The organism is Candidatus Cloacimonas sp. (assembly GCA_035403355.1).
In the GTDB taxonomy this organism is placed as follows: domain Bacteria; phylum Cloacimonadota; class Cloacimonadia; order Cloacimonadales; family Cloacimonadaceae; genus Cloacimonas.
Window position 1 is genome coordinate 71,486 of record DAONFA010000002.1, and the last position, 24,912, is coordinate 96,397.

The window sequence follows — 24,912 nt, forward strand, 5'->3', positions numbered from 1 at the left end:
TCTATATTGGATATTGCACTATGCCAATTATCCGGATAACTGATGCTACTGAATTGTAAACGGTATTACTACCCCAATATGCAGCTTAACTTGTTTAAGAGCAACTAATTGCTAAAAAAAGAAGAACCCGATGCTATACAATGACTTTCTGGAACATATCTTCAAACGCTATTCTGGAAATGTGAAGCTGGAACTGAACCGGATGCAAGGTTTACTTAATGATATGGGTAATCCGGAAAAGAAGTTAAACGGTTTTCATATTGCCGGAACTAACGGAAAGGGTAGTGTTTGTGCCACTTTGGAAGCTCTCTGTAGGGATAGCGGCTTAAAAACAGCGCTGAACACTTCTCCTCATTTGATAAATTATAACGAACGCTTTCGGATTAACGGCAAAGAACCTTCCCTGCAAACGCTTCTAAATTTATATCAGCGTTATGAGACCCTCTTTGATAAATGGGAAGCATCCTTCTTTGAGATTACTACTGCTCTTGCCTTTGCAATGTTTAGTGAACAAAATATTGATGTATCTATCATAGAAGTTGGTTTAGGTGGTCGTTTGGATGCTACCAACCTTTTTTTTCCCGATGTTGCTGTAATTACTAATATCGGACTGGACCACACTAAAACATTAGGGGGAACTTTGGAATTGATTGCCGGAGAAAAAGCAGGCATTATAAAAGAAGGTATTCCTTTGGTTTTGGGAGCAATGGAAGATTCCCCCCGGGCAATAATTGAAGCTGTAGCAATGGCGAAACAAGTTCCTGTCTTTCGTTATCAGCGTGATTGGCAGACCTCTATAAATAATGATAGCATTGACGGCATCAACCTGGATTATCAATTCGGAAATTATACTTTGCCTAATCTGGAAGTAAATCTGATTGGAGAACATCAGGCAATAAATGTTGGAACGGCTCTAACCGCTTTTATTCTGTATGCCCAAAAGAAAAAACTACCTCTTGACGAGGTAGCTATTCGCCAAGCCCTGAAAAATATTTCCTGGCAAGGCAGAATGCAAGTTCTTTCTCGCAAACCAATTATCATCCTTGACGGAGCTCATAATGTGCATGGTGTGAAGGCATTGATGCAGACCCTGGAAAAACTTTTTCCTAACCGCAAGGTGAAATTTATGCTTTCCATCTTAAGAGATAAGGATTATCCTGCAATGCTCTCTCTTATCTGTTCCCGGGCAGAAATGGTCTATGTAGCTCAAAATCAATCAGAAAGAGCTGCTACGGTAGATGAACAGGTCTCAGTAATAGCAAAATATGAGATACCCTGTAAAACAGCTCCTTCCGTTGCTGAAGCTTATGCTTTGGCTGTTCAAGAATGCAGTCCGGACGATGTTTTAATTGTTTGCGGGTCTCTTTATACAGTAGGAGAAGTTCTTTCCACTCAAAAGGATAATGCATAAAGAACTGGAAAAATACCTGTCCCATCTTCTGCCGGAATTACAGAAAACGGGAATTACTATTGAAGAACAGATAGAACTGCAATATGGCATCCAGTTGAAGGTCTCCCGACATAATTATAAAAGCATTCTGAATATCTATTATTCACATAAAAAAGGGATTACCCCTGTCCCGATGGGACCAAATAACTCCTTAAAAAAACTCTTATGGGATTTGTGCAAATTTCAGGAAGAACTTGATTTGAAACTACCTCCAATGCATACCTGGAATGCCTGGATAGGAAGTGACGAATGCGGCAAAGGCGATTATTTCGGTCCTTTGGTCGTTTGCGCTTTTGCCTTTGAACGAAAACAGGAAGAGGAATTTAAACACATCGGAGTGACGGATAGCAAAAAACTTAACAATGAGGAAATAATCAGAATTGCCAAATACCTCTATAAGAATTACGCTAACTGCATTCATTGCATTGTAATTAAACCGGAAAAATATAACGAACTGATAGCCAAATTCAAAGCTCAAAAGAAAAACCTGAACGATTTGCTTGCCTGGCTGCATTCTACTGCCATCATCGCTTTGCAAAAAAAACATCCGGAAAGCGAAGGAGTGCTGGTTGACCAATTCAGTATAAACCAAAAAACAAGATTTACTTTGCTGGAAAAGCAATTTCCCCTTCCCTGCATTGAAAGAACCGGAGCTGAAATTGATCCTGCTGTTGCTGCTGCTTCCATAATTGCCCGCTATCAATTTCTGGAGGCATTTGCTGCAATGCGTGAATTCTATCAGCTGAATTTTCCCCAAGGTGCCAATAGCAGTGTTATAAATTATGCTCAGGATTTTATTAAAAAATACGGAGAAAAACGCTTGGGCGAGGTTGCCAAACTGCATTTCAAAACTACCAGCCAGATAGAAAACTTGCCTGAATGATATAGTTCACGGCTTTTACCTTGACACTATCAGAGAGTATAACATCTTTGCAAAAAGCAAAATAAATTAACTGCCTTGGAGGTAGAGATGCTTAAACAAGTAACAATAAAGGGCTTTAAAGGCATTACTGATCTCACCTTAAACCTTGATAAGATAAATGTTTTAATTGGTATCAACTCTTCCGGAAAAACTACTATTCTGCAAGCATTGGATTTACTGGCAAATTGCGTTTCCCGAGATGTAACGGAATATTTAAAGGATAAAAATTGGAAGGTCTCTGATATTAAATCCCAAATATCCAAAAGTTCATTGCTTTCCTATAGAACAATTTTTGAGTTTGAAGAAAACGGGAAACCCTTTCTTCTTATCTGGCAGATAGAATTTAAGCTCATTTCTGCTACCAGTGTTAATCTAATTAAGGAAAGCATTTTAAAGGTAAATGGCAAATGGAAGAAAGCATATTCTAACATAGATAAACAGCAAGAGCTTTATCAAAGGGCAATGCTATTATACGTTTATAGAGACGGGATTGTGCTTTATAAAGCATTTCATGATCAGAAAGCAAAAAAACAAGAATCAGAATTTTATTTGTCCTTGGGATCTTCGGGGCTAAAAATTATTGATTTCTCTGATAATGAAGAAATTCGCCTGCTGAAAGAATTCCTTGAACATACAACGAATTTTGAAACTCTGGCAGCTGAAAATATGCGTAGATCAAGTAGAGGAACTACAGAGGATATCGGTATCGGGGGAAAACAACTGGCTGCTTTTATAAAACAGATGAATCCTCAGCAAAAAGACGATTACACTAAAGCAGTGCATTCAATTTTAAATAGTATGGATTCAATTGATGCTTATACAAAAGGGACTCCAGGTTGGGTAGAGTTATTTATAAACGAAAAATTCGGCTCTAATGATATTAAAGTGCGACCCTATCATATAAGTGATGGCACTTTGCGTATCCTGGCTTTCGTTGCTCTTCTGAATACAAAATACGATTCGGGTTTGCTGATGCTGGATGAAATTGAGAACGGACTAAACCCTTATATCACTACAAAAATAGTAGAACTTCTTTATAAATTTACTTCTCAAACCAGACATCAATTATTGCTTAGCACTCATAGTTCTTTAATGCTGGATGATTTTAAGCCGGAAGATATTATCTATGTTTACCGTGACAATGATGGCAGGATTAAAACAAAGAAAGTTTTTAACACAAAAAAAATCAAGACCTTTCTGGATTATATGAGCCCGGGGGAAATCTGGATTAATCTTACTGAAAAGGAATTATTAAAACCGAATGACAATTAAAGTTATCGTCTGTGGTGAAGGTTCTACTGATGTAGGGAAAAGAGATTATGAAACTTCTCAGTGGATAGATGGTCCCGCCATTGCCTATATAAAAAATGCTTCTACAAAAAAGCTGCAGATTGATGGCATAGAAAAACATAAATTGCCCAAGATTCAGAAAGTAAAATCGTTGAAAGGTCATTCCGTAAAAGCAGAAAAACTTTGCTTATACGCTATTTTACATCATTATATGGTTGCAATATGCTATGTTGATTGTGATAAAAACCCTTTTGAGAAAATTTATAAAGATATCACTGAAGGTTTCTCCTGCTATCAGGATATAGTAATCGGTATTCCAATGATTCCCAAAGCAATGATAGAATCTTGGCTGGTGGCAGATGAAAATGCCTTTTTAAAAGTTTTTGGGAAAAAACCTCCTAAACCCTATCGTCATATAGAACCGGAATCGCTTTGGGGGAAAAAAGAAGACCCTAACAGTAACTATCCAAAGAATGTCTTAAAAAGAATAGTAAGCCAGTTTAATGACAAACCTGATGATTGGCGTTACGCTCTTGCCCGGAACTCAAGTTCTAAAACCTTATTGCTAAAATGCCCTGTTAGTTATGGCAGATTTCTTTGTGATATGAAGAAGATTAAATAGCTGTTAGAGAGTGGAAATAATATTGCTATTTTAAGCTATAAATCCCTTTGCCTAATTTGTTTTGCCTGTATAACATAAAAACTATTTGACATTTGGCTTTTATTAAATATTATGTCTGTTAAAGAAGAAAGAGGATGAAAAAATGAAAATCAAGATGACCAAAGAATTCATTAAAAAACTACCCAAGACGGATTTGCATGTGCATTTGGATGGCAGCGTCCGCATTGAGACCATAATTGATTTGGCAAAAAAGTATAATATCAAGCTGCCGACAATGGAACCTGCTGAATTACGCAAACTTTTGGTTTGCGGAGAACAAACAATAAGCTTGGATGATTATTTACGCGCTTTTCCCATCGTAAACCTCGTTTTACAAAATGAGGAAGGACTACGACGCGCTGCTTATGAACTGGCAGAAGATGCCGCAGCAGAAAATGTGCGTTATATGGAGGTGCGTTATTCTCCTATTTTGCATACCGATCAGGGACTAAAACTTACAGAAATCTCTCAGGCAGTTATTGATGGCTTACAACAGGGAGAAAGAGATTTTGGTATTAAGACAGGTGTTATTATTTGCGGTATTAGAAATATGGATCCCAATACTTCTTTGAAGCTGGCTGAATTGGCAGTTGCCTTCAAAAACAAAGGAGTTATTGGTTTTGACCTCGCTGGAGGTGAATATAAACATCCCGCCAAAGACCATAAAGAGGCATTTGATTTGGCTTTGCACAATAACCTGAATATTACTATCCATGCAGGTGAAGCTTATGGTCCGGAAAGCATCCATCAGGCATTACACTATTGCGGAACCCATAGAATTGGTCATGGAACACGGTTGGTGGAAGATGGAGACCTGTTAAATTATGTTAATGACCACAGGATTCCTTTAGAGATTTGTTTAACCAGCAATCTGCATACAAAAGCTGTTTCCGATATCCGCAGTCATCCTATTGATTTTTATATAGATTATGGCTTGCGGGTTACGCTTAATACCGATAACAGAACCATCAGCAATACTACCGTAACCGATGAATATATGCTGGCGATAAATGAACTCGGTTTAGATTACGCTACCGTGAAATATATCATTTTAAACGGTTTCAAAAGTGCCTTTCTGCCCTATAAAGAAAGAGTGCGGTTAATAAATCAGACCCTGAAAGAAATTGATGAGATTGAGGAACAGGAATTGAAAACCAAAGTTAAAATGAAGGAAAACCTGTAAGGAGCATTTATTTTGCAAAACATAATCAGGAATACCTTACAAGAGGCGGAACGCACAATTTCCCAAGTGCTTACTAACACAATTATGCTGCAACAAATTGAGGCGATGGCAAAACAAATGGCTGCTGTCTTGTTGCAAAGGGGTAAACTGATTGCCTTTGGAAATGGCGGTTCAATGTGTGATGCCATTCATTTTGCGGAAGAGCTTTCAGGGCGTTTCAATAAAGACCGTGAAGCACTTCCGGCTATTGCTTTAAGCGATCCCGGTTATTTAAGTTGCGTAGCCAATGATTATGGCTGGGATAATGTTTTTGCCAGAGGTGTGGAGGCATTTGCCTTAAAAGGGGATTTGGTTTTGGGCATTTCCACCAGCGGCAATTCCAGCAATATTATCAACGCTTTGGAAACAGCTAAAAGGAAGGAATGTTTCACAGCATCTTTATTAGGAAAAGAAGGCGGCAAACTGAAAGGAAGCTGTGATTACGAAATTATCGTGCCCTCTGATAATACAGCTCGCATTCAGGAAATTCATGGAATTATCATCCATCTGCTGATTGAATTGATAGAATATGAGCTGTTTACAAATCCTAAAGAAAATCCCCAATCCAAATTATGCTGCTAAAATAAGGAAAAAATGTTTAAGAATAAACTAAAACCCTTTCTGCTAATACTGCTATTCACTGTTGCTTTTTGCCTGAATGCAGATTATTACGACGGCGTTATCAATTTAACCGGTGATGCTCTTTTCAATGGTTTACGGACTTTAATTTCCAATAATACCAATACCAGTTATGATGCCTCTAAGGTTGTTCTCTATCAAACCCTGGATAACTTTGATGGCTATGTAACCTGTGTTTATACGGGACAGGAATATAATGTGGGATTTAACTATACGGGAAGTACCAATCCCAATACGGAACATACTTATGCCCAAAGCTGGTTCAATGGAACTAATACAGATAAAAAGAAATCAGACCTCCATCATCTGTTTATAACTAATTCCGTGGTAAACAGTTCTCGGGGTAATTATCCTTTTGATGTTGTTGCCAATCATAATACTGCCACTGTTTATTACACTTACACACCCTGGCAAAGTTACCGGGGTAATAATGCTCAAAACAGAATGGTTTTTGAGCCCGCAGATGAATTTAAGGGTAATATTGCCAGGGCGTTACTTTATTTTTATACTCGCTACAGCGGAGAAAGTTTAGTTCAGCAAAATGTGGATATGTTACCTACATTGCTTATTTGGCATAGCTTTGATCCTCCGGATGCTGCAGAAATTACTCGTAACACGGGTGTTTATAATTACCAAAATAACCGCAATCCTTATATTGACCATCCGGAATTTGTAGCTAAAATATGGGGCGGAAATGATGTAGAGGATGTTGTTTTACCTGCTGTTCCCGAGTTTACAATCAATGCTGTTTATCCCAATCCTTTTATTTCTGAACTGAACATTGGCATCACTACTTTAAAGTCAGCTCTATTAACAACTTCTATCTATAACCTCAAGGGGCAATTGGTTTATAGTGAAAGCAGCGTATTATCTGCAGGAGAAAACAAGGTCTTTTGGCAAGGACAAGATAATAAGGGACATAATATTCCTGCCGGAGTTTATTTGATAAAAGTGCAAAGTGGAGATAAACAAGCGGTTACCAAGGTCTGGAAAGTGGCAGGTGATTAAAAAGGTTGAGAGGGTTGAGAAAGTTGAGAGGGTTTAGAAGGTTGAGAAGGTTGAGAGAGTTGAAGTCCTCATCAACCACATTGTTCAGCTGTAATCATTACTGCACAGTTAAGCGGTCTTTGTTTTTCTCCAGAGTTTTGGGTCCAATTCCCTTCACTTTCACTAAATCTTCAATAGTTGCAAAACTGCCGTTTTCCTTTCGCCAATCAATAATTGCCTGAGCTTTCACTTCTCCAATTCCGGAAAGGGTGCATAGTTCTTCCAGGTTAGCTGTATTGAGATTAATTATAGCAGTGTTATTTGCTTTGGCGGGAGTTGCAGATTTAGTTTTAGAAGCGGAAGCAGGGGTTGGATTAAGCTTGAAATTTATAGTATCGCCAAAGGCAAGTAAATCGGGCAGAATATTGGCGTAGGTCTTTGCCCCGATGCCTTTAATATTCATAATTTGGTTTACTGAGGTGAAGGGATTTGCTTCTCTATAGGCAATAATATCTTTGGCTCTTTTTTCTCCAATTCCGGATAAACAAAGCAGTTCTTCCAAAGTAGCAATCCGAATATCCAGTTGCAAGGGCTTATCTTCTTGAACTACCAGCTTTAGCGAATCTAAATCAGCAGGAGTTGCCTGAAGTGGATTCCAGCCAAAAAAATCCAGACAACAGCCGCAAAGAATAGTTATACTTATGAATAGCAAGATTTTTTGTTCATCGGGAGTGAGAAAATTACGCAGCGGATTTTTCAATTTCATATCAGTATTGAGGAGAAGGAAGCTGAGATTGGGTTTCCGCTTTTTGCTTCAGTTCCTGCCAATGGGGTTGCTGGCAAAGGTTATCTTCCCATTTAGCAAGATATTGGCTTAAGTGTTCACTATCTATCACTTTCCTGTTAAAAGCGGAAAGGAGTTCATTGCTAAGCTCATACCAGTTTTCCTGACGAGCTAACAGACCCGCGTAAACATCAAAATAGGATGCAGAATTCAGCACTATGGGATTTTGGGTAAAAAATTGTTCTATGCCTTGCCAATTCTCCGTCTCCTGCAAAATTTCCACATAGCCCTCAGCAAAAGCAAAAATACTATCAGCAGAAGCCATTTGACCGCTTTTAATTAGTTCAGACAAAAGGGGAGGCATATAAGAACTATACAGGGTTGCATTTTTCTCCTGCACCAGAAAATACTTTATGCGCATCCAGTTAGCCATCAATAAGTTGCGGTCTTTTGTCAGTTTCAGTTCCTTTTCTGCCCTTGGATAATCTTGGGTTAACCGATAGCGGTGAAACTGAAAAATATGAAAATAGTCATCATCAGGAAACTGTTTATAGCCCTCATCAAAGATTTTTAGGGCAAGTTCCTGACCGCTTAAAGGACTTGGAGTTTCCAGTTCCGCATTCAGCAACCAAGCCATAAAATCCACAATATAAAGTCGGTAGCCCCAGTAAAAATCAGGATAATTTCGGCAAAGTTCTTCGGCACCTTTCATTTGGAGTGTTTCATCTTCTTCCAATCGTAAAGCAAGATATTGATAGACCGGGGAATTAGGATTATTTTTTGCAGCATCAACGAAATATTGTTTGCAGGCATCCGGCTCTACGCTTTCCCAAATACTTTGCAGTTCTCTAAGTTCTTCTACATCGTTAGTAGTTGGAATATAGGCAATAATTTTCTGCCTGGCGATATTCCAATCTCCGGTATTTAGCAATTCCTCTTTAAATTGGGCAAAGTTTTGTCCCTCAGCTATCAAAAAAATTAGCAGGAACAAAACAACCACCAATAAGCGTTTTAGCATCTTTTTCCTATTTCTTCAGGTCTTTTTTAACATTATTACTTTGTTGTCTGCATTGTAAATTCTGTCAAGCAAAAGAAGCAAAATTTAGTGATTTAGCATAGTTACAGGATAGCTACTATAAGGTTTTTGGCGTCAGTTAGGAAAAGTTTCTGCAATTGACAATTTTGCGTTCTTTGCCAAGATGGCTTTTAATATGGCGGAAAGCAAAAAAACAACGAATTTAAACAGCGAAGTTAAATACCTGCAAGGGGTTGGAGAACATCGTGCAAAGCTTTTAAATAAGCTGGGGATTAAAACCATTTTAGATTTAATGGAGCATTTTCCCAAGGATTATATCAGTCGCAAGTTAAGTGCTACTTTATCGGATTTACATCCCGGGGATATATTAGCGTTCACGGCAATGATTTCCTGGGTGGATGTTCATTTATCAACCAAGGGGAAAAGCATTTTGAGTGTAGGGGTTAGTGATGGCAAGGTAGGGATTATTTGTTCCTGGTTTTCCTATCCGGCAATTTACACCAAGCTATTTACACCGGGACGCTTAATTTGGCTGAATGGAACGGTTACAGAATTTAACAATCAGCTGGAAATGTTACATCCGGAATTTGAATTGATTGATGATCCGGAGGATACGAAGGACGATTTTTGGAAGAAGCGTGAGGTTTTACCGATATATTCATTAACGGAAGGCATCAAGCAAAAGCTTATGCGGCAGCTGATTTACAATGCTTTTTCTCTGTATTCCAGCTTGATAGAAGAGAACTTACCGGATTACCTGATTGCCAAACATCATTTTGAGAACAGGAATTCCTCGTTGCAAAAGATGCATTTCAGTCAAAAACCTGAAGAAACAGGAATCGTGAGAAGGCGTTTTGCCTACGAGGAATTTTTTTACACGCAGCTTTTATGGGCAAGGCACAAGACCTTCCACACCACCCAAACCAAAGGAATTATGTTCATCAATAAGAAGCAGTTAACTACCGGGGTCTATAAAAAACTGCCGTTTACGCTTACTAAAGCTCAGAAGAAAGTGCTGTGGGAAATTTTTGCTGATATGTGTTCCGAAAAGCAGATGAGTCGTTTGTTGCAGGGAGATGTGGGTAGCGGAAAAACGGTTGTAGCGTTGTTTGCAATGCTCTTAACGGTAGAAAACGGTTATCAGGCAGCAATGATGGCTCCTACAGAAATTTTGGCAGAGCAGCATTATGAAACAATCACTAACCTGCTAAAGGGTTTTGAGGTTCGGGTTTGTCTTTTGAAGGGAGGTGTGTATAAAGGAAAAGAAGAAATTAAAGAAGCAATTGCCAGCGGTGCGGCAAATATTGTAATCGGAACTCATGCCCTGTTACAAAAAGATATCAGCTTTAAGCGATTAGGTTTTGCCTGCGTTGACGAACAGCATCGTTTCGGAGTTGAACAACGAGCCAGGTTAGCAAAACTGGCTTTGCATCCTGATTTATTGTATCTTTCCGCAACACCTATTCCCCGCAGTTTGGCGATGACCGTTTATGGAGATTTGGAAGTGAGCATTCTGGATGAGCTTCCTCCCACGCGTAAACCTGTGCTAACGGTTATCCGTCCTTCCAGCAAAATTGATCTTGTTTATAGTGAAGTGGAGGAACAGCTTGCCTTGGGACGGCAGGTTTATATCGTTTGTCCTTTAATTGAAAAATCGGAAAAAGTAGCTCTTCTGGATGCTACCAAGCTCTATGAATATATTTCCCGAAAGGTCTTTCCGGAATATCCCGCCTGTCTTTTGCATGGAAGAATGCCGATGAAAGAAAAAGATGCCATTATGCAAAGGTTCAAAGCCGGGGAAATAAAAATTTTGGTTTCTACCACCGTTATTGAAGTAGGTGTGGATGTTCCCAATGCCAGTGTGATGATTGTAGAGCATTCAGAGCGTTTTGGTTTGGCACAATTACATCAGCTCCGGGGCAGAGTAGGTAGAGGAAGTGCCCAAGCTTACTGCTATCTAATTGAACATCATCCAATTAGCAAAGTTGCCTGGCAGCGGTTAACCACTATGACTAAAACTACGGATGGCTTTATTATTGCCGAAAAAGACCTGGAACTGCGCGGTCCCGGTGAAATTTTCGGCTATGAACAATCCGGAATGCCTGTATTTCGCTTTGCTAATTTAGTCCGAGACCAGGATATATTAAAATTAGCCAGGCAGGATGCCTTTGAAATTGTGCGTGCTGATCCGGATTTTAACCTGCCCGAAAATGCCCTGCTGAAAAAAATATACTTCTCCCAATTAACTGATAAAGAAAAGCTTATCCTCTATTAGTAAATGCCTTGGCGTGGCTGCAACTTAAAGTAAAGCTTGGCTACTGCGGAAATAATTTTTACCCTATCTACCAATTATATTAGCAGTGAGGAATCGTGCCAGCTTTAAAATGATGAATGCAGCATCCGGAACATATATTGCACTTTAAATAGAATAAAATTTTTATATTTCAGGGAAGAATTATTAATTATAAGAAAGTGATATCAGTGTAATCTGAAAGAGAAAATGTTCCAGGGTGTCACGAGTAGAATACGCTGCGAAAACTATTTTAGGGAACAAAATTGTAAAGCTGTAAATGATTCATAGTTAAAAAGCAGAGTTTCAGCGAACTCCATAGATACTAAAACCTTGTCTGCTGAAGAATAGATTCCCGTATCGTTCCCATATCGCGATACGAGAACGATACGGGAATCATATCGGAAACATACTGGCACCAAGAGTGGATGATACATAAATAAATTATTTGGGAGATACGAAAATTAGGTGCAGTAAATCAATTTTCCTTGACGAAAGAGCCCGTCTTAGTGTTTTAGCTACTATTATTCAAAACAGCTAAAGGAAAGAACATAATGTATGATGTAATAATCATTGGAGCCGGACCTGCCGGTTTAAGTGCTGCTATTTACAGTGCGCGTAGCGGCTTAAAGACCGCGGTGTTTGAAAGAGGGCTTATTGGCGGTCAGATAAATGTTACGGAAATAGTGGAAAATTATCCTGGTCTTGCCGAAGCCATAACCGGATATGAACTGACGGATAGAATGCACCGTCAGGCAGAGCATTTTGGAGCGGAATTTAAGGATGAAGAAGTAACAGCTCTGGGAATGGAAGGGCTATGCAAAATCATTGAGACCACGGAAAATAAATATCGTACCAAGGCAGTGATTTTTTGCACGGGAGCTTATCCAAGGCGACTTAATGTTCCCGGGGAAGAAAAGTTCACCGGTCACGGTGTTTCCTATTGTGCTACCTGCGATGGTGCCCTATATAGAGATAAAATTGTAGCCGTTATTGGTGGCGGTGATTCGGCTATTGAAGAAGGGATTTTTTTAACTCATTTTGCCCAAAAAGTAATCGTTATTCACCGTCGTGACGAGCTTAGAGCCCAAAAAATAATTCAGGAAAGAGCTTTTCAAAATCCTAAAATGGAATTCGTCTGGAACAGTGTAGTTCAAGAAATTCGCGGGGAAAATAGAGTTCAGGAATTGGAGGTTTACAACAGGAAAACCAATTCCCTAAGCGTAATTCCTGTTGATGGCGTTTTTATCTATGTGGGAATTTTACCTAATAATAAGTTGCTGGAATCTCGTATTGAATTGGATAGCGCCGGTTTTGTAATAACCGATGATTTTATGCATACCAATTTACCGGGAATTTATGCCGCGGGGGACATCCGGAAAAAAGTTTTACGCCAAGTGGTAACCGCTACTTCCGATGGAGCAATAGCCGGTTGGAGCGCCGAAAAATGGATTACGGAAAACTACTCTTCCCTGAAACCGGAATAAAGGATTTAATGTGTTAAGCAGTAAAGAAATACGCCAGCAGTTCATTGATTTTTTTATCAGCAAAGGGCATACTTTTGTTCCTTCTTCATCTGTGATTCCGGAAAATGATAATACCCTGCTTTTTGCCAATGCGGGAATGAATCAATTCAAAAGTATCTTCCTGGGACAGAAGGAGATAACACATAAAAGAGTGGTTAATAGCCAAAAATGTATTCGTGCCGGGGGTAAACATAATGACCTGGAAGAAGTTGGCAAAGACGGCTATCATCACACCTTTTTTGAAATGCTCGGTAACTGGAGTTTCGGTGACTACTATAAAAAAGAGGCAATTACCTGGGCTTGGGAACTGCTGACTGAGGTCTGGAAAATTCCGAAAGATAAGCTCTATGCCACTGTCTATAAAACCGATAGCGAAGCTTTTGAGCTCTGGCAAAAGGAAACGGATATTGATGCCACGCATATTAGCTACTTTGATGATAAAGATAACTTTTGGGAAATGGGAGAAACAGGACCCTGCGGTCCCTGTTCGGAAATTCATATTGATAGAGGTATCTCGCATTGCACGATGCAAAATGTGCCGGGGCATATTTGTGAAATCAATGGTATTTGCTCACGGTATATAGAATTGTGGAATTTGGTTTTTATTCAATATAACCGCCAAGCAGATAAGACACTTTCTCCGCTAAAAAACAAATTTGTAGATACCGGAGCTGGTTTTGAGCGATTAACCCAGGTTTTACAGGATAAAAACAGTAACTATGAAACCGACCTCTTTATGCCGCTTATAAATAAAATTGAGGAACTATCCGGAGTTGCCTACACTCAGGAAACGGGAATGCCGCACAGAGTTATTGCCGACCACCTTCGCTGTCTCTGTTTTGCTTTGGCAGACGGCGGTTTTCCTTCCAACGAGGGAAGGGGTTATGTTCTCCGCAGAATTTTAAGAAGAGCTGCCAGGTATGGTCGTTTGCTCGGTTTTGCAGAGCCCTTCCTGCATTTGCTGGTGCCGCTGGTAATTGAGCAAATGGGGCATCATTTCAGTGAACTGAACGGTAAAGAGGATTATCTTAAAATGGTGATTAAAGCGGAAGAAGAACGCTTTAATAAGACCTTGGATACCGGTTTGGAAAAATTTACGGAAATAACGCAAAAGCTGCAAGGAGAGGTTATTTCCGGTGCCGATGCCTTCACTTTATATGATACTTATGGCTTTCCGTTGGATCTCACCGCTATTTTAGCTGCCGAAAAGGGCTTGAAGATTGACTATGCGGGCTTTGAAAAGGAAATGCAAAACCAAAAAGAACGCGCTCGCAAAGCCAGTAAATTTACCCTCTCCGTTAATAATGAGGAGTGGATTGAACTTTCTCCTGTAACTGCTACTGCCTTTGTCGGTTACACGGAAACTGCTGTGCAGTCATATATCCAACGCTATGCCGTTCAGGAAAAGGGTTTAATTCTGATCCAACTTGCCCAAACACCTTTCTATGCAGAATCCGGTGGACAGGTATCAGACACAGGAAAAATATATAATGCTGCCTTTGAAGTGGAAATAACCGATGTGCGTAAAATGGATGATTATTATCTTCACTATGGAAACCTGACAAGAGGAATGCTGAATAATGCCCCCGTTACCGCTGAAATTGACATTGCCAGGCGCAAAAGTATAGCCCGCAATCATACAGCTACCCACCTTTTGCATAAAGCACTGAGAGAAGTTTTAGGCGAGCATACTGTGCAAAAGGGCTCTTTAGTGCACCCGGATTATCTGCGTTTTGATTTTGCCCATTTCAGGAGCTTAACTTTGGAAGAACTAAGAAAGGTGGAAGATATTGTTAATCAAATAGTTTTGGATAACAGGAAAGTTAGCACCACCGTTAAAAATATTGAGGATGCTAAAAAAGAAGGTGCGATGGCTCTCTTCGGCGAAAAATACAGTGAACGGGTGAGGGTTGTAAGCGTTCAGGATTTTTCGCAAGAACTTTGTGGCGGAACTCATATTTCTGCAACCGGGGAAATCGGTTTATTCAAAATTATTTCCGAAAGCTCTTCTGCTGCAGGAATTAGACGCATTGAAGCAATTACCGGTATTTCTGCCCTAAAATGGGTTCAGGATTTGCAGGATAAACTTAGCCGAATTGCCACGCTGCTGAATTCTCCCTTGAAAAACCTGGAAACCAAATTGGAAGCAACCCTGGAACAAATCGCCGAGCTGGAAAAAGAAATTAAAACCGCACAAGCGAAAGAAAACGAAAAAATTGTTCAGGAACTGCTGAATAATGCAACTAAACAGGAAAATTATTCACTGATTAAAACCCAAACGAATTTTACCAATCCCGCAGAACTGAAACAAATTGCGGAACAATTAAAAGCCCGAATGCAGGGCACAATTGCTGTGCTGTTTAATCTATATATGGATAAACTGAATATTCTTTGCGTTGTAAGCACTGATCTTATTCCTAAATATAACGCAGGAAAGATTGTAGCTAAACTGGCTATGGAATTAGATGGAAAAGGCGGTGGTAAACCTGATATTGCTATGGCTGGCGGAAAAGACATTACTAAACTGGCTTCCGTGCTGGAAAATGTGACTGATTTCATTAGTTCCATCTAAATGAATATTCTTATCCTGCGTCTCTCTTCATTGGGCGATATTATTCTCACTCAGCCAATCTGTGCTATTTTGCAAAAAGTATATCCCGAGTGCCATCTTGATTTTCTCTGCAAAGAGGAATTTAAAGAACTGCCGGAAATGTTTGCTCCTCCAGTTAATGTTCTGGTCTATCAAAAGACCTTAAAGTTTCATCTGTGGCTGAGCAAAAGAAAATATGATCTTGTTCTTGATTTACATAGTAAATTCTCCACTTTTCTGTTAATGCTTTTTTTACGAGCTTCCCAAAAAGTGCGTTACAATAAACAACGCCGGGAAAGAAAGCGGATTGTGAAAGGAGATAAAAAGATAAGAATTGAAAGCACGGTTGCTCTCTATGCTTCTGCGTTAACGAAACTGGGAATAAATGAACCGTGGTCTTATCCTCGTTTGCAGGTAAATGAAATATGTAGCAAGGAATTACCAAATTCCCCGGCTGCCAAACAAAAGAATACTTATACCGATGCAGTAAAAATTGCTATCTTCCCGGGTGCCAATCATTTTACCAAACGCTATCCGGCAGCTAACTGGATACAACTGATAAACTCCAATCCGCAATATAATTTCCTTCTTTTCGGCTCTCCAGCAGATGCGGAAATATGTGCCTCTATTGCCCAAAAGTGTTTACCAAACTGCAGGAATAAATGCTCTACATTGTCTCTGCGGGAACTTGTGGCGGAACTTAATTGCTGCGATATTATTATTAGTGGCGATACCGGACCTATGCATTTGGGGGCGTCTTTGCATAAACCCCAAATTGCCATTTTCGGAGGAACCCATCCCCGCTTAGGTTTTAAACCGCTGAACAAGAAAGCCATTATTCTTTGCGCTGAACTATCCTGCCAACCTTGCTCTTTGCATGGCAGAGAAAAATGCCCTTTGCAGCATTTTAATTGTATGAATGCTATTAGTCCTGCTTTGCTTGATTCTGCACTTAAAAAAGCCCTGAAGAGCTTGTAATTTCCCTAAACAGTTATATTATTACAAATTATCCGTTTTCCTGCTTGAGAGAGAACCCTTATATTCAAGAAAGGGCTTTATTTTACAATAACCTGCTTCAGGGTAACAACTTTTCCCGCCTGAACCAGCCGCAGAAAATAAATGCCGTTGGCTAACTTGCTTGGCAGCTGTGAGCTTTGCCAATTGCGGATATCCTTTTCCCGATGCAGACATTGCCCTTTCAGGTTATAGAGCTCTAAAGTAAAGAGAGTGCCAGCTTTGCTTTCTACAGTAAAAAAATCCCTGGAAGGATTGGGATAGCAATAAAAACCCGGCTGAGGGAGATGCAAATCGGTATTGGCAACATAGCCATTATGACTATATACTTCAATATTATCTAAAAACAAAGCCATCGCATCCACGGAAAGACAACGCCAGGCAAGATACACATTTTGATTATTCCAGGCAGATAAAGAGTATTGATAAACCGTCCATTCCACAGGCACGGAAAGATAAGCATCCGTCTGAACAGGAACAAAAGACCCTGGTTCGTCGTTGGTATTGGAAATAAGGACACTCAGGCGTTCCAGTCCAAAATTGGCATAAGCAGACCTGGCAGCAAATTGCAAAGTGGATTCTGTTCCCAAATAGATAACAGGTGAAATTAGCCAATCATTATTCGGGGGTGGAATAGAACAGATTGAAGCCAGCATTTTATTTCCTGCATAAGCAGGATGCTCTGTTAAAGGAGGAATCGTATTTGCGGGCTCAAAACATATCCAGGCAGAAGCATTGCCCTCATTGGGATAAGTTACATTTTGCCAATCTGAAGTGGCTGCCAAATCCAAATCCAAATTTTGCCAGCGGGCTATTGTTCCGGAAAAAGAAGGGCAATTTTCAAAGCCCTGAAACAATATCCTTTCCGCTCCTCCTGCCGGAACAGTAATAGTAATTACATTGGAAGGAGTGCTTTCCGAGCCGGAAATATTTACTGCGGTTACATAGTAATAATAACTTACTCCTGCTTGCACATTATTATCGTAATAAAAGGTCTCCAAGGTAGATGTATAGAAGCTGGCATTGCGGTAAATCTTGTAATAGCTTTGATTATTCGTTATAGGAGCGCTCCAGGATAATTGGGCAGCAGAACCATTATAAAAACCGCTTAAATTCTGAGGGGGAGAGATGTATTCCGCTATGGTAGTAAAGTTCCAAAGTAAAGAAGAATAAACACAGTCATTGATGTAACCGTTTACTTTCCAGTAATAGGTCTTATTGAATTGAAAAGGAGTTTCCGGTTGCCAATATGTTAGCGGTGTTTGGCTAACAACCTGCTGTAAAGAATCCGGATGCGTTCCCAAAAAGAGAGAAAAACTGCTGCAGATACTTGTCCAGGATAAAGTTGTATCCACAGAAATATTGCTGTCCCCATTAGCTGGATTGGGCGTAATAGGTGTGTAATATTGTGCCTCTATAGTCAATTGCAGGTTACTGCGAAAGTTTTTCAAAGTCCAGCCGCTTTCCGGAGGCAATAATGGATCGGGATTTATCTGCGAACTTTGATATTGAATAGCATAATTCAGGGGGCAGGAACTACAGCTAAAATCATCGGAACTACTGCCATAGCCGATGCTGTTTTCATCCACGGCTAACAGCAAAGCATCAATGCCATTATAAAGAAAGGGGGTTTCCAATTGAATAACCAACCATCCGTTACCCGGCAAGCCATTAAGAAAATCCGTTTCCTGCAGATTATTATTATAAACAACCTGCATATTGTTAAGCGGAAGCCAATTCGTTATAGCAGCAACCGGAGAATGCCCCATCCATATTTTCCAGGTTTTATTGGCATTAAAAAATACATTGCTGCTTACATTGTATTGAAAACTAACAGCAGTAATCATTCCTGCACAACCTATTTCTTCAGGCAGATACAATTGCTGCGAATAGCTGAAATGTGCTATCGGCTCTATAGGTAATCCTTTATTCAACTGATTTTCGTTACCGATAGTTATGACCGTTGCGTGCAAACAAACACAAAATAAAAACGCTAATATTACCAGTTTACGCATTTGCAATCCTTTCTAATAGTCCTCAGCACTTTTTATGAGTGACATCTTTATTTTACTACTGCTTTCCACATTACCCTGTAATCAGTTTCTAAGGTAAGTTTATCGTTATTTTCTTCACTTCCGGGTATTTCAATAAGTGTTCCCGAATCTCTTCCGCTATATTTTCTCTCCACTGATCAAACTTCATTATATTCAGATCAATCGTCACTTCGCCATCTTGAAAGCCAATATACTTCACCATTTTAAGAGCGATAATATCTTCTCCCACTTGCGGATAGATGATTTTTTTCAGCTCTTCTTCAATAGTTGCCTTCCCGAAATCAGGAACTTTTTTCAAACCGTGTTCAATTTCATAATTGGAAATAGCCGATTGTAATGTATCGGCAGCTAAAACGCTACAATGCACTTTCACGGGGGGAAGTCCATCCAAAGCATCCATTGCATCCTTCCAGGTAATATTCTTTGCTTCTTCCAGGGTTTTTCCTTTTGCCATATCGGTAATTATTGAAGCGGTGGCAATATTGGAAGCGCAGCCATAAGACAGGAAGCTGATATCCTCAATGGTCTTTGTTTCATCATTAACTTTCAGATACACGGTTACCTGATCTCCGCAGGCAGGACTTCCTTCCGTGGCTTCAGCATCCGGGTTATCCATTTTGCCTACATTATGCGGATGCATAAAGTGGTCTAAAACCTTTTGTGAATATTGCATTTTATTTCTCCTTAGTCATTGCTAAATAAAGGGGACTGCGATTTCGCAGCTCTTGTGTTATTTCTACCAAAGCCCGGACGGTTTCGTCCAATTCAGCTTTGGTTGTATAGCGGGAAACAGTAAATTTCATTGAACCGTGGGATTGGATATGTGTTTTTCCCATTGCCATTAAAATATAATTTGCTTTTAGTCCTTCCGAAGCACAAGCACTTCCTGTGGCAACGGTAATTCCTTTCTGATCCAGCATCATAGTAATTGCCTCGCCTTCAATGAAATCAATTGAAACATTGATATTGTGGGGAGCTCTTTTTTCACCTCGGGGTCCGTTTAATTCTACAAAAGGGATTTCCTTCTCCAGTTTTTCTAAAAGGTAATTGGATAGCTCTCTCAAATAAGCGGCATTCCCTTCAAAATCATTGAAAACAAGCTCTGCTGCCTTGGCAAAACCAGCTATTAAAGCAATGCTTAAACCTCCGGTTTGCAAATTATCAACTCTTTTAACCCCATGAATTAACTGCGCCAGTTTTGTTCCCGTTTTTTGATAGAGTGCCCCAATCCCTTGAGGTCCGTGTATTTTATGAGCACTGATAGACATCGTGTCTATGCCCAATTCCTTTACATTCAAAGGAACTTTTCCGTAGCCCTGTCCTGCATCCAAATGGAAATAAATCTTATGATCGGCACTATCTAAAATAGCTTTAATTTCGGAAAGCGGTTGAATTATGCCTACAGTATGATTCACAAATGTGGTCATAAACAGAATAGTATCTTTACGGATAGCGTTTTTCAGCTCCTCCAAAGAGATAAAACCTTCGCTATCCGAGCTTAAATAAGTTACTTCAAAACCGTTTTTTTCCAAATAGGCAGCATTAGTTAATAAATCAGGATAATCCACAACGGAAACGATTATATGTCTGCCCTGTTGTTTATAGGCATTAGCTAAACCCTTAATAGCTATATTATTAGCTAAAGTGCCTCCGGAAGTGAAGTGAATTTCATTAGGTTTGGCACCGAGGGTATCAGCAATTAGCTGTTGCGAACGGGAAATCATATCATTAGTGCTTTCCCCGGTGCTGATAAAAGTTCCCGGAAACCAGAATTTTTCCTGAAAATAAGGTTGCATTGCCGCTAAAACTTCCGGAGCAGGACAAGTAGTTACACAATTATCAAGGTATATTCTTCCCGGTTGCATCATTTTTCTCCTTTCCAGGCATTATAAATCTCTGCCAGAGTATATTGAGTTAGTATTACATCTATCTTAATTCCCAAGGCACGGAAAAAACTGCTCAAAGGACAGTGTCCCTCAGGGCAAAACCGCTTGGCATTAATATTACAGTTCGGGTTTAAAGAATCGTCATCTACTGCCTTCAGAATATCCGCTAAAGTAATCTCTGTCGGCTTTCTGCTTAAGAAATAACCACCCTTTGCGCCGGAACTGCTTACAATAAGATTCGCCGCTTTCAAATCAGCCAGCAAATGTTCTATGTATTTTTTCGGAAGGGCTTGCCGCTGGCAAATTTTTTTAGCGCTAACAGCTTCCCTGGAACTATCCGCTATTTCCAATAAAGCTCTAAGTGCATATTCCGTGCGCGTATTAACTGCCATTACGAACTCCTGGTAATTATTCTCTCTAATACATACTAATTTGCTATGGATTAAAAGCAAACACTTTTTTTGCTCTCCGGCAAAAAAGCGCAAACCCATCTGAGATAAGAAGAACTCCCGGAACTCCCGAAACAAGAAAAGAAATTTACCTGTTGAGTTTGTAATAACATTTAGGAGGCGTTTTCTGTTGAGTTCCGTTACCACTTAAATAAACCTCATTCTCAAAGACCTGTTCAATCATATAATCCTGCAGGGAATCAAAAAAATCCAATCCCAATGCCTGAATAAAACTAACTATGATACCTGATAAACCAGATTTATAAACTACCAGACGAACTTTCATCCATTTATTCCAGGGTATCTGAGTTCCGGTTTGTGCAGTATTATCACCCGAACCGATATAACTATCTGCAAAATAGATAAAACTGGAACTGTCCTTATCCCGAATATCCAATCCTACATTAGCTCCAGGACCATTAATAACCCAAATTGCCGAACCCTGAATAGTGCCAGGAATAAAGAACAATTCGGTATTTCCAAGCAAATCAGGGTTAGGACTTAAGTGAGCTACCTGATCCTGATTATCATCGTGGATGGTAACCTTGGTAGGTTCATCCGAACAGGACAGCAGTAATAGTAATAAGACCAGCAGAGGTAGAATTCGTTTCATTTTTCCTCCTTGGAGAAAAGCGATATTTTTACATTTCTTATTTTCTGAAAACTGTCAATGTTTATTTCGCAGATAGATGAACTTATCAGATAGCGAGATGGTGAGATAGCGCATTTTCCTTTTCGGATTGGAAGCACTATCAACAAAGCAATAACAGCTAAATTCCTGCTTGTGGAGAAATAACAAGGGACTTTGCTTAACTACTTATTGCCTGGTCACTTCTTTAACGATTCTTTAACGATCCTTTAACGATACTTTAACTTTGTTAAGGAGTCGTTAAAGAAGGTCTAAAGAAGCATAAAAGATTCAACTTGGCAGGAAATAAAATACATTTCAGCTTGAAAAGACATAAAAAGTGGGGATGGCAATAAAAAATGGTACAAATTGGCAAGCGAAAAGTGATACACTGGGAAAAGATGGAAAACAAACTCTTCGCCTTTTGCTCTATGCTTGAAAGCCCTTTAGGGTGACATCGCAATGTTGACCATCTGGTCAACCTCTTCTTATGCTTGAACGACGAGGACGTCGTTCTTCCGAATAAAAAAAGCCCCTTAGGGTAAGATCGGATGGTTGACCTCCTGGTCAACCCCTTCTTATGCTTGAACGACGAGGACGTCGTTCTTCCGAATAAAAAAAGCCCCTAAAGGCGACACAAAAATAGCGATGGTGGCGTAAGCCCCTCGTAAAATGCGGAAAAATATCTCTTCGCCCTCAGCCCTTTGCCCAAAAGCCCCTTAGGAGCTTTTAGGTATCTCAACCCTTAAAACTTGCTCAACCTGCTAAACCGTATTTTCCTTTTATATTTTCTCAATTTGAATGTATATAAGGTCAGACGGAACATTTATCATTATTAGGTTGACTTTACAGAATAGAAGTAATGCGGCAGGAGACAAAAATGCACAAAACCCTGCCGCAAAGCAGGGTTTTGAGATTTATTGGTTACAAAGATATGTTTATAACGAACCTAACCTATGTTTGAAAGTATAATCCAATTCTTCTGTTATAGGAAAACTAAAGGATTCACACAATTGCTCCAATTCGGTTAAAAAGCCATTAGGGAAACTACCGTTAGGGGTAATTATTGCATCTTGCACTTTTCCGGAAGAGTTAATCAATAAACGAATGGTAACGCTACCGCTGCAACGCTGAATAGCATTCCATTTACTATAAAGAGCTTGTATCTGCCCTTTCTTGGAATTAACGATATCTCTAACCGTGGTAACCATTGTTTTACTTGAAGCAGGAGCTTGTGCTATGGTTTCTTCAGTAACCTTAGTTACATTTTTTGATTTGTAACTACTAATTAACTGAGATGTTTGAGCAGTTTGTCCAAAGGCAACACCGCTGGGCTCTAATTTACTTAGATCGCCTCTCGCACTAGCAATAGCAACTCCTTGAGGTCTAATATCAGAACCGGCTTTGCCTGGAGCTTTTGTTGCAACGGAACCAAGTTCGGCAGCTGAAGTTCTGGGAGCATTGGGATTAAAGCTTGTGCCGTAACCTCCTCCGATTCCTGATCCTGCACCTCCACCTCCGGGTCCTGTTCCACCACCACCTCCTCCACCTGCACGAGATGTTGTAAAACCTTCAGCAATAGTAACCGCATAAATTGGTCTTGCAAGTGAGGTAGCGCTGGGATTAAAGGAACCTATACCACTGCCAAAAATAGCACCCGCTGACTTTGCAGTTCCTGTTCCTCCCGCTACTCCTCCGGCGACACCTTGTGTTTCTTTTCCGGTGGCTGTTTCTTGAGGGAGTTCTGCAACTTCGCCTGCTTCTTCAAAAGTGCTGGGTTTAGCTAATGCTTCTGCCTGTATTCGTTCTGCATTCTGAACGGTCTTAATTTTCTGTTCCAGAGTAGTGTCATAAGTAATTTGTTTTTTTAGAAACAGGTCAAAGATGATAACAAAGACAGCGGTCAGCAAAATAAACAGCAGAATCAAATTACGGTTGAATCTTTCAATAGCCGTAGGTTGAGGACGGCGAGCAAATTGAGCTGCCAGTTGTTGTTGTTCCGGAGTAAGAACTGCTATATATGGCTCTTTGAACTCGTAGGAAATTTCCCAGTCAGGTGCAATGGAAAGAGTTCCAGTCATATCAGGAGCAAGTAAAAGTTTATTTTCCTGCAGGATATAATTACTCTGCAGAAAGGAGTTATCTACCGGTTTTCCCCCTTTAGAACAACTGATTTTTGCTCCCGGAGGCAATTGCAGGTAAAGCTGATCCCCTTTTTTAGTTAAGAACAAGTGCTTATCCGGGAATGACTCATCCAGAATTTGCCAGAAGAGATATTTACTGGAACCGATAAAGAACTTGCTCTTAAAATCTTTGCCATACCGAACCCGATCAAGCACTTTGCCTTTATAATGTAAGGTTAAATTTAGTAATTTGGACATTATCCCTCCTTATTAATGAGTGGAACTGACATTATATTTTTTAAGCCAATCATTATCCTGAAGCGTAGCAAAATAAACATACGAGTAGCCAGCTGCCGTAGCAGCACGGACAATTTCAGTTATATAATTACAGGGGATAGAATAATCGGCTTGCACCAGAAGACAGGTCTCTGCTTTTTGGTGGGTAACAATATCATCCGCTTCCATTTTCAGATATGTAAAAAGAGCTTCGCGCTTTTTGGGGTCAGTAACCAAATCTGCCGGTGAACCGTATTGTAATGCTTCTGTTCCTACAAGAACACGATCTGGAAAGATTTTGATTGGAGTTGTACCTGCCTTTTCCAAAAGCTTATCATTGGTCATCGTTGTAGGATAAGTTAAATCCGGTTCGGCACTAATTTTTACAGCTTCCGTAGAGATATTTTTCACCAGGAAGACCAAGATAATAGTTAATTCATCCAGCAAAGAAGTAATGGATAATCCTCTTGCATCTTCAAACTTTCTGCGAACCTTACGCTGGCTCTTATCAGAAGATTTTATTTTATCTACTATTTGCATAAGTGCCTCCCTTAATAATACTGAACTTTTGGTGCAGTATAATGAACCTGAGTAAAGCCATTATTCTTGCAGATATCAATTGTTTTCATCAGGTCTCCGTAGAGAACATCAGGATAAGCAAGGACAGTGATATCACTAAGAGTTCCTCTGCGGTTTCTAATTTCCTTCAGAGAGGTGTCCAGGGATACATAATCATAATATTCATTAATAGCAGGGATATTCTTGGGTTTTTCACCCGGCTCGCGGATTTCCATACCTAATGAAGTATTATTCTTTTGAGCATATTCTACCCCGAAGATATGGACTTCAACTTTTTCGGTTGCAGGTCCGCCTTTACCTCCGCCACCTCCTTGACCAGAACTAATACCGCTATCCCCTTGCGAGAAATTCAGCGCCAAAAGTGCGATCTGTGAAATAGCCACCATCATCAATAACATCGGAATGATGGTTAAAAACAGATTCATAATCGGCACCAGGTTTGGTTCCTGGGGCACGGTTTGCGACTTTTGTTGGCGCATTGCGGATGGTCTGTATTGTCCCATAAT

21 protein-coding genes and 1 pseudogene are annotated in these 24,912 nt (G+C 39.9%); 11 read left to right on the forward strand and 11 right to left on the reverse strand.

Annotation, left to right across the window (positions count from 1 at the left end):
- Window positions 1–130: 130 nt before the first annotated feature.
- The 7 genes from PLE33_00910 (at window position 131) to PLE33_00940 (ending at window position 7,192) form a co-directional block, all read left to right on the forward strand.
- Entirely contained in the window at window positions 131–1,411 is a 1,281-nt protein-coding gene (locus PLE33_00910; GenBank protein ID HPS59808.1) for a folylpolyglutamate synthase/dihydrofolate synthase family protein, read from the forward strand.
- On the forward strand, window positions 1,404–2,333 hold the full coding sequence (locus tag PLE33_00915; GenBank protein ID HPS59809.1) for a ribonuclease HIII: 930 nt from the start codon (window positions 1,404–1,406) through the stop codon (window positions 2,331–2,333). The genes PLE33_00910 and PLE33_00915 overlap by 8 nt, the downstream gene beginning before the upstream one ends.
- Before the next feature lie 87 nt (window positions 2,334–2,420).
- Window positions 2,421–3,644 carry an ATP-binding protein gene (locus PLE33_00920; GenBank protein HPS59810.1) on the forward strand — a complete coding sequence of 408 codons (1,224 nt, stop codon included), beginning with the start codon at window positions 2,421–2,423 and terminating at the stop codon, window positions 3,642–3,644.
- Window positions 3,634–4,284, forward strand: a complete 651-nt coding sequence (locus PLE33_00925) for a hypothetical protein (protein HPS59811.1) — start codon at window positions 3,634–3,636, stop codon at window positions 4,282–4,284. The genes PLE33_00920 and PLE33_00925 overlap by 11 nt, the downstream gene beginning before the upstream one ends.
- A gap of 142 nt (window positions 4,285–4,426) precedes the next feature.
- Window positions 4,427–5,506, forward strand: coding sequence for an adenosine deaminase (gene add / locus PLE33_00930; GenBank protein ID HPS59812.1), 1,080 nt, complete (start codon window positions 4,427–4,429; stop codon window positions 5,504–5,506).
- Between the two features lie 12 nt (window positions 5,507–5,518).
- Window positions 5,519–6,127, forward strand: coding sequence for an SIS domain-containing protein (locus PLE33_00935; GenBank protein ID HPS59813.1), 609 nt, complete (start codon window positions 5,519–5,521; stop codon window positions 6,125–6,127).
- Window positions 6,128–6,139: 12 nt separating this feature from the next.
- Window positions 6,140–7,192, forward strand: a complete 1,053-nt coding sequence (locus PLE33_00940; protein ID HPS59814.1) for an endonuclease — start codon at window positions 6,140–6,142, stop codon at window positions 7,190–7,192.
- A gap of 97 nt (window positions 7,193–7,289) precedes the next feature.
- Here the strand turns inward: PLE33_00940 and PLE33_00945 are convergent, their stop codons facing one another.
- Both PLE33_00945 and PLE33_00950 read right to left on the reverse strand, forming a co-directional pair.
- Entirely contained in the window at window positions 7,290–7,937 is a 648-nt protein-coding gene (locus tag PLE33_00945) for a helix-hairpin-helix domain-containing protein (protein HPS59815.1), read from the reverse strand.
- A gap of 1 nt (window position 7,938) precedes the next feature.
- Window positions 7,939–8,973, reverse strand: coding sequence for a hypothetical protein (locus tag PLE33_00950; GenBank protein HPS59816.1), 1,035 nt, complete (start codon window positions 8,971–8,973; stop codon window positions 7,939–7,941).
- A 181-nt stretch (window positions 8,974–9,154) separates the two neighbouring features.
- Between PLE33_00950 and recG the strand changes: the two genes are divergently transcribed.
- The 4 genes from recG to PLE33_00970 all read left to right on the forward strand — a co-directional run bounded on the left by recG (window position 9,155) and on the right by PLE33_00970 (window position 16,375).
- Window positions 9,155–11,266 carry an ATP-dependent DNA helicase RecG gene (gene recG, locus PLE33_00955; GenBank protein HPS59817.1) on the forward strand — a complete coding sequence of 704 codons (2,112 nt, stop codon included), beginning with the start codon at window positions 9,155–9,157 and terminating at the stop codon, window positions 11,264–11,266.
- Window positions 11,267–11,835: 569 nt separating this feature from the next.
- The gene (trxB, locus tag PLE33_00960; GenBank protein ID HPS59818.1) at window positions 11,836–12,768 is read left to right on the forward strand and encodes a thioredoxin-disulfide reductase; all 933 of its coding nucleotides are present in this window, start codon (window positions 11,836–11,838) and stop codon (window positions 12,766–12,768) included.
- Window positions 12,769–12,778: 10 nt separating this feature from the next.
- Window positions 12,779–15,379, forward strand: a complete 2,601-nt coding sequence (gene alaS / locus PLE33_00965) for an alanine--tRNA ligase (GenBank protein HPS59819.1) — start codon at window positions 12,779–12,781, stop codon at window positions 15,377–15,379.
- Window positions 15,380–16,375 carry a glycosyltransferase family 9 protein gene (locus tag PLE33_00970; protein ID HPS59820.1) on the forward strand — a complete coding sequence of 332 codons (996 nt, stop codon included), beginning with the start codon at window positions 15,380–15,382 and terminating at the stop codon, window positions 16,373–16,375.
- A 77-nt stretch (window positions 16,376–16,452) separates the two neighbouring features.
- Here PLE33_00970 and PLE33_00975 read toward each other — a convergent pair whose 3' ends face one another.
- The 9 genes and pseudogenes from PLE33_00975 to PLE33_01015 form a co-directional block, all read right to left on the reverse strand.
- Complete coding sequence (locus PLE33_00975) at window positions 16,453–18,426, reverse strand: choice-of-anchor J domain-containing protein (GenBank protein HPS59821.1); 1,974 nt, start codon at window positions 18,424–18,426, stop codon at window positions 16,453–16,455.
- 88 nt (window positions 18,427–18,514) lie between these two features.
- On the reverse strand, window positions 18,515–18,763 hold the full coding sequence (locus PLE33_00980; protein HPS59822.1) for an iron-sulfur cluster assembly protein: 249 nt from the start codon (window positions 18,761–18,763) through the stop codon (window positions 18,515–18,517).
- A 12-nt stretch (window positions 18,764–18,775) separates the two neighbouring features.
- Window positions 18,776–19,138, reverse strand: a pseudogene (locus tag PLE33_00985) (iron-sulfur cluster assembly scaffold protein).
- Window position 19,139: 1 nt separating this feature from the next.
- Window positions 19,140–20,333, reverse strand: coding sequence for a cysteine desulfurase family protein (locus PLE33_00990; protein ID HPS59823.1), 1,194 nt, complete (start codon window positions 20,331–20,333; stop codon window positions 19,140–19,142).
- A complete protein-coding gene (locus tag PLE33_00995; GenBank protein ID HPS59824.1) occupies window positions 20,330–20,743 on the reverse strand; it encodes an Rrf2 family transcriptional regulator in 414 nt (137 codons plus the stop codon). Before PLE33_00995 ends, PLE33_00990 begins: the two co-directional genes overlap by 4 nt.
- Before the next feature lie 145 nt (window positions 20,744–20,888).
- Window positions 20,889–21,413 (reverse strand): hypothetical protein, encoded by a 525-nt coding sequence (locus tag PLE33_01000; GenBank protein ID HPS59825.1) that lies wholly within the window; start codon window positions 21,411–21,413, stop codon window positions 20,889–20,891.
- A 953-nt stretch (window positions 21,414–22,366) separates the two neighbouring features.
- The gene (locus PLE33_01005) at window positions 22,367–23,809 is read right to left on the reverse strand and encodes a hypothetical protein (protein HPS59826.1); all 1,443 of its coding nucleotides are present in this window, start codon (window positions 23,807–23,809) and stop codon (window positions 22,367–22,369) included.
- A 12-nt stretch (window positions 23,810–23,821) separates the two neighbouring features.
- Window positions 23,822–24,367 (reverse strand): biopolymer transporter ExbD, encoded by a 546-nt coding sequence (locus PLE33_01010; protein HPS59827.1) that lies wholly within the window; start codon window positions 24,365–24,367, stop codon window positions 23,822–23,824.
- Between the two features lie 11 nt (window positions 24,368–24,378).
- Complete coding sequence (locus tag PLE33_01015; GenBank protein ID HPS59828.1) at window positions 24,379–24,909, reverse strand: biopolymer transporter ExbD; 531 nt, start codon at window positions 24,907–24,909, stop codon at window positions 24,379–24,381.
- Between the last annotated feature and the right edge of the window lie 3 nt (window positions 24,910–24,912).

What these genes read in the sequence shown, in the direction of transcription:
- PLE33_00920 (HPS59810.1), top strand. Translation starts at nt 2,421, where the DNA reads ATGCTTAAACAAGTAACAATAAAGGGCTTTAAAGGCATTACTGATCTC.
- PLE33_00970 (HPS59820.1), top strand. Translation starts at nt 15,380, where the DNA reads ATGAATATTCTTATCCTGCGTCTCTCTTCATTGGGCGATATTATTCTC.
- PLE33_00910 (HPS59808.1), top strand. Translation starts at nt 131, where the DNA reads ATGCTATACAATGACTTTCTGGAACATATCTTCAAACGCTATTCTGGA.
- PLE33_01000 (HPS59825.1), bottom strand. Translation starts at nt 21,413, where the DNA reads ATGAAACGAATTCTACCTCTGCTGGTCTTATTACTATTACTGCTGTCC.
- PLE33_00940 (HPS59814.1), top strand. Translation starts at nt 6,140, where the DNA reads ATGTTTAAGAATAAACTAAAACCCTTTCTGCTAATACTGCTATTCACT.
- PLE33_00975 (HPS59821.1), bottom strand. Translation starts at nt 18,426, where the DNA reads ATGCGTAAACTGGTAATATTAGCGTTTTTATTTTGTGTTTGTTTGCAC.
- PLE33_01015 (HPS59828.1), bottom strand. Translation starts at nt 24,909, where the DNA reads ATGGGACAATACAGACCATCCGCAATGCGCCAACAAAAGTCGCAAACC.
- PLE33_01010 (HPS59827.1), bottom strand. Translation starts at nt 24,367, where the DNA reads ATGCAAATAGTAGATAAAATAAAATCTTCTGATAAGAGCCAGCGTAAG.
- PLE33_00915 (HPS59809.1), top strand. Translation starts at nt 1,404, where the DNA reads ATGCATAAAGAACTGGAAAAATACCTGTCCCATCTTCTGCCGGAATTA.
- PLE33_00950 (HPS59816.1), bottom strand. Translation starts at nt 8,973, where the DNA reads ATGCTAAAACGCTTATTGGTGGTTGTTTTGTTCCTGCTAATTTTTTTG.
- PLE33_01005 (HPS59826.1), bottom strand. Translation starts at nt 23,809, where the DNA reads ATGTCCAAATTACTAAATTTAACCTTACATTATAAAGGCAAAGTGCTT.
- trxB (HPS59818.1), top strand. Translation starts at nt 11,836, where the DNA reads ATGTATGATGTAATAATCATTGGAGCCGGACCTGCCGGTTTAAGTGCT.
- PLE33_00990 (HPS59823.1), bottom strand. Translation starts at nt 20,333, where the DNA reads ATGATGCAACCGGGAAGAATATACCTTGATAATTGTGTAACTACTTGT.
- add (HPS59812.1), top strand. Translation starts at nt 4,427, where the DNA reads ATGAAAATCAAGATGACCAAAGAATTCATTAAAAAACTACCCAAGACG.
- PLE33_00995 (HPS59824.1), bottom strand. Translation starts at nt 20,743, where the DNA reads ATGGCAGTTAATACGCGCACGGAATATGCACTTAGAGCTTTATTGGAA.
- recG (HPS59817.1), top strand. Translation starts at nt 9,155, where the DNA reads ATGGCTTTTAATATGGCGGAAAGCAAAAAAACAACGAATTTAAACAGC.
- PLE33_00945 (HPS59815.1), bottom strand. Translation starts at nt 7,937, where the DNA reads ATGAAATTGAAAAATCCGCTGCGTAATTTTCTCACTCCCGATGAACAA.
- PLE33_00925 (HPS59811.1), top strand. Translation starts at nt 3,634, where the DNA reads ATGACAATTAAAGTTATCGTCTGTGGTGAAGGTTCTACTGATGTAGGG.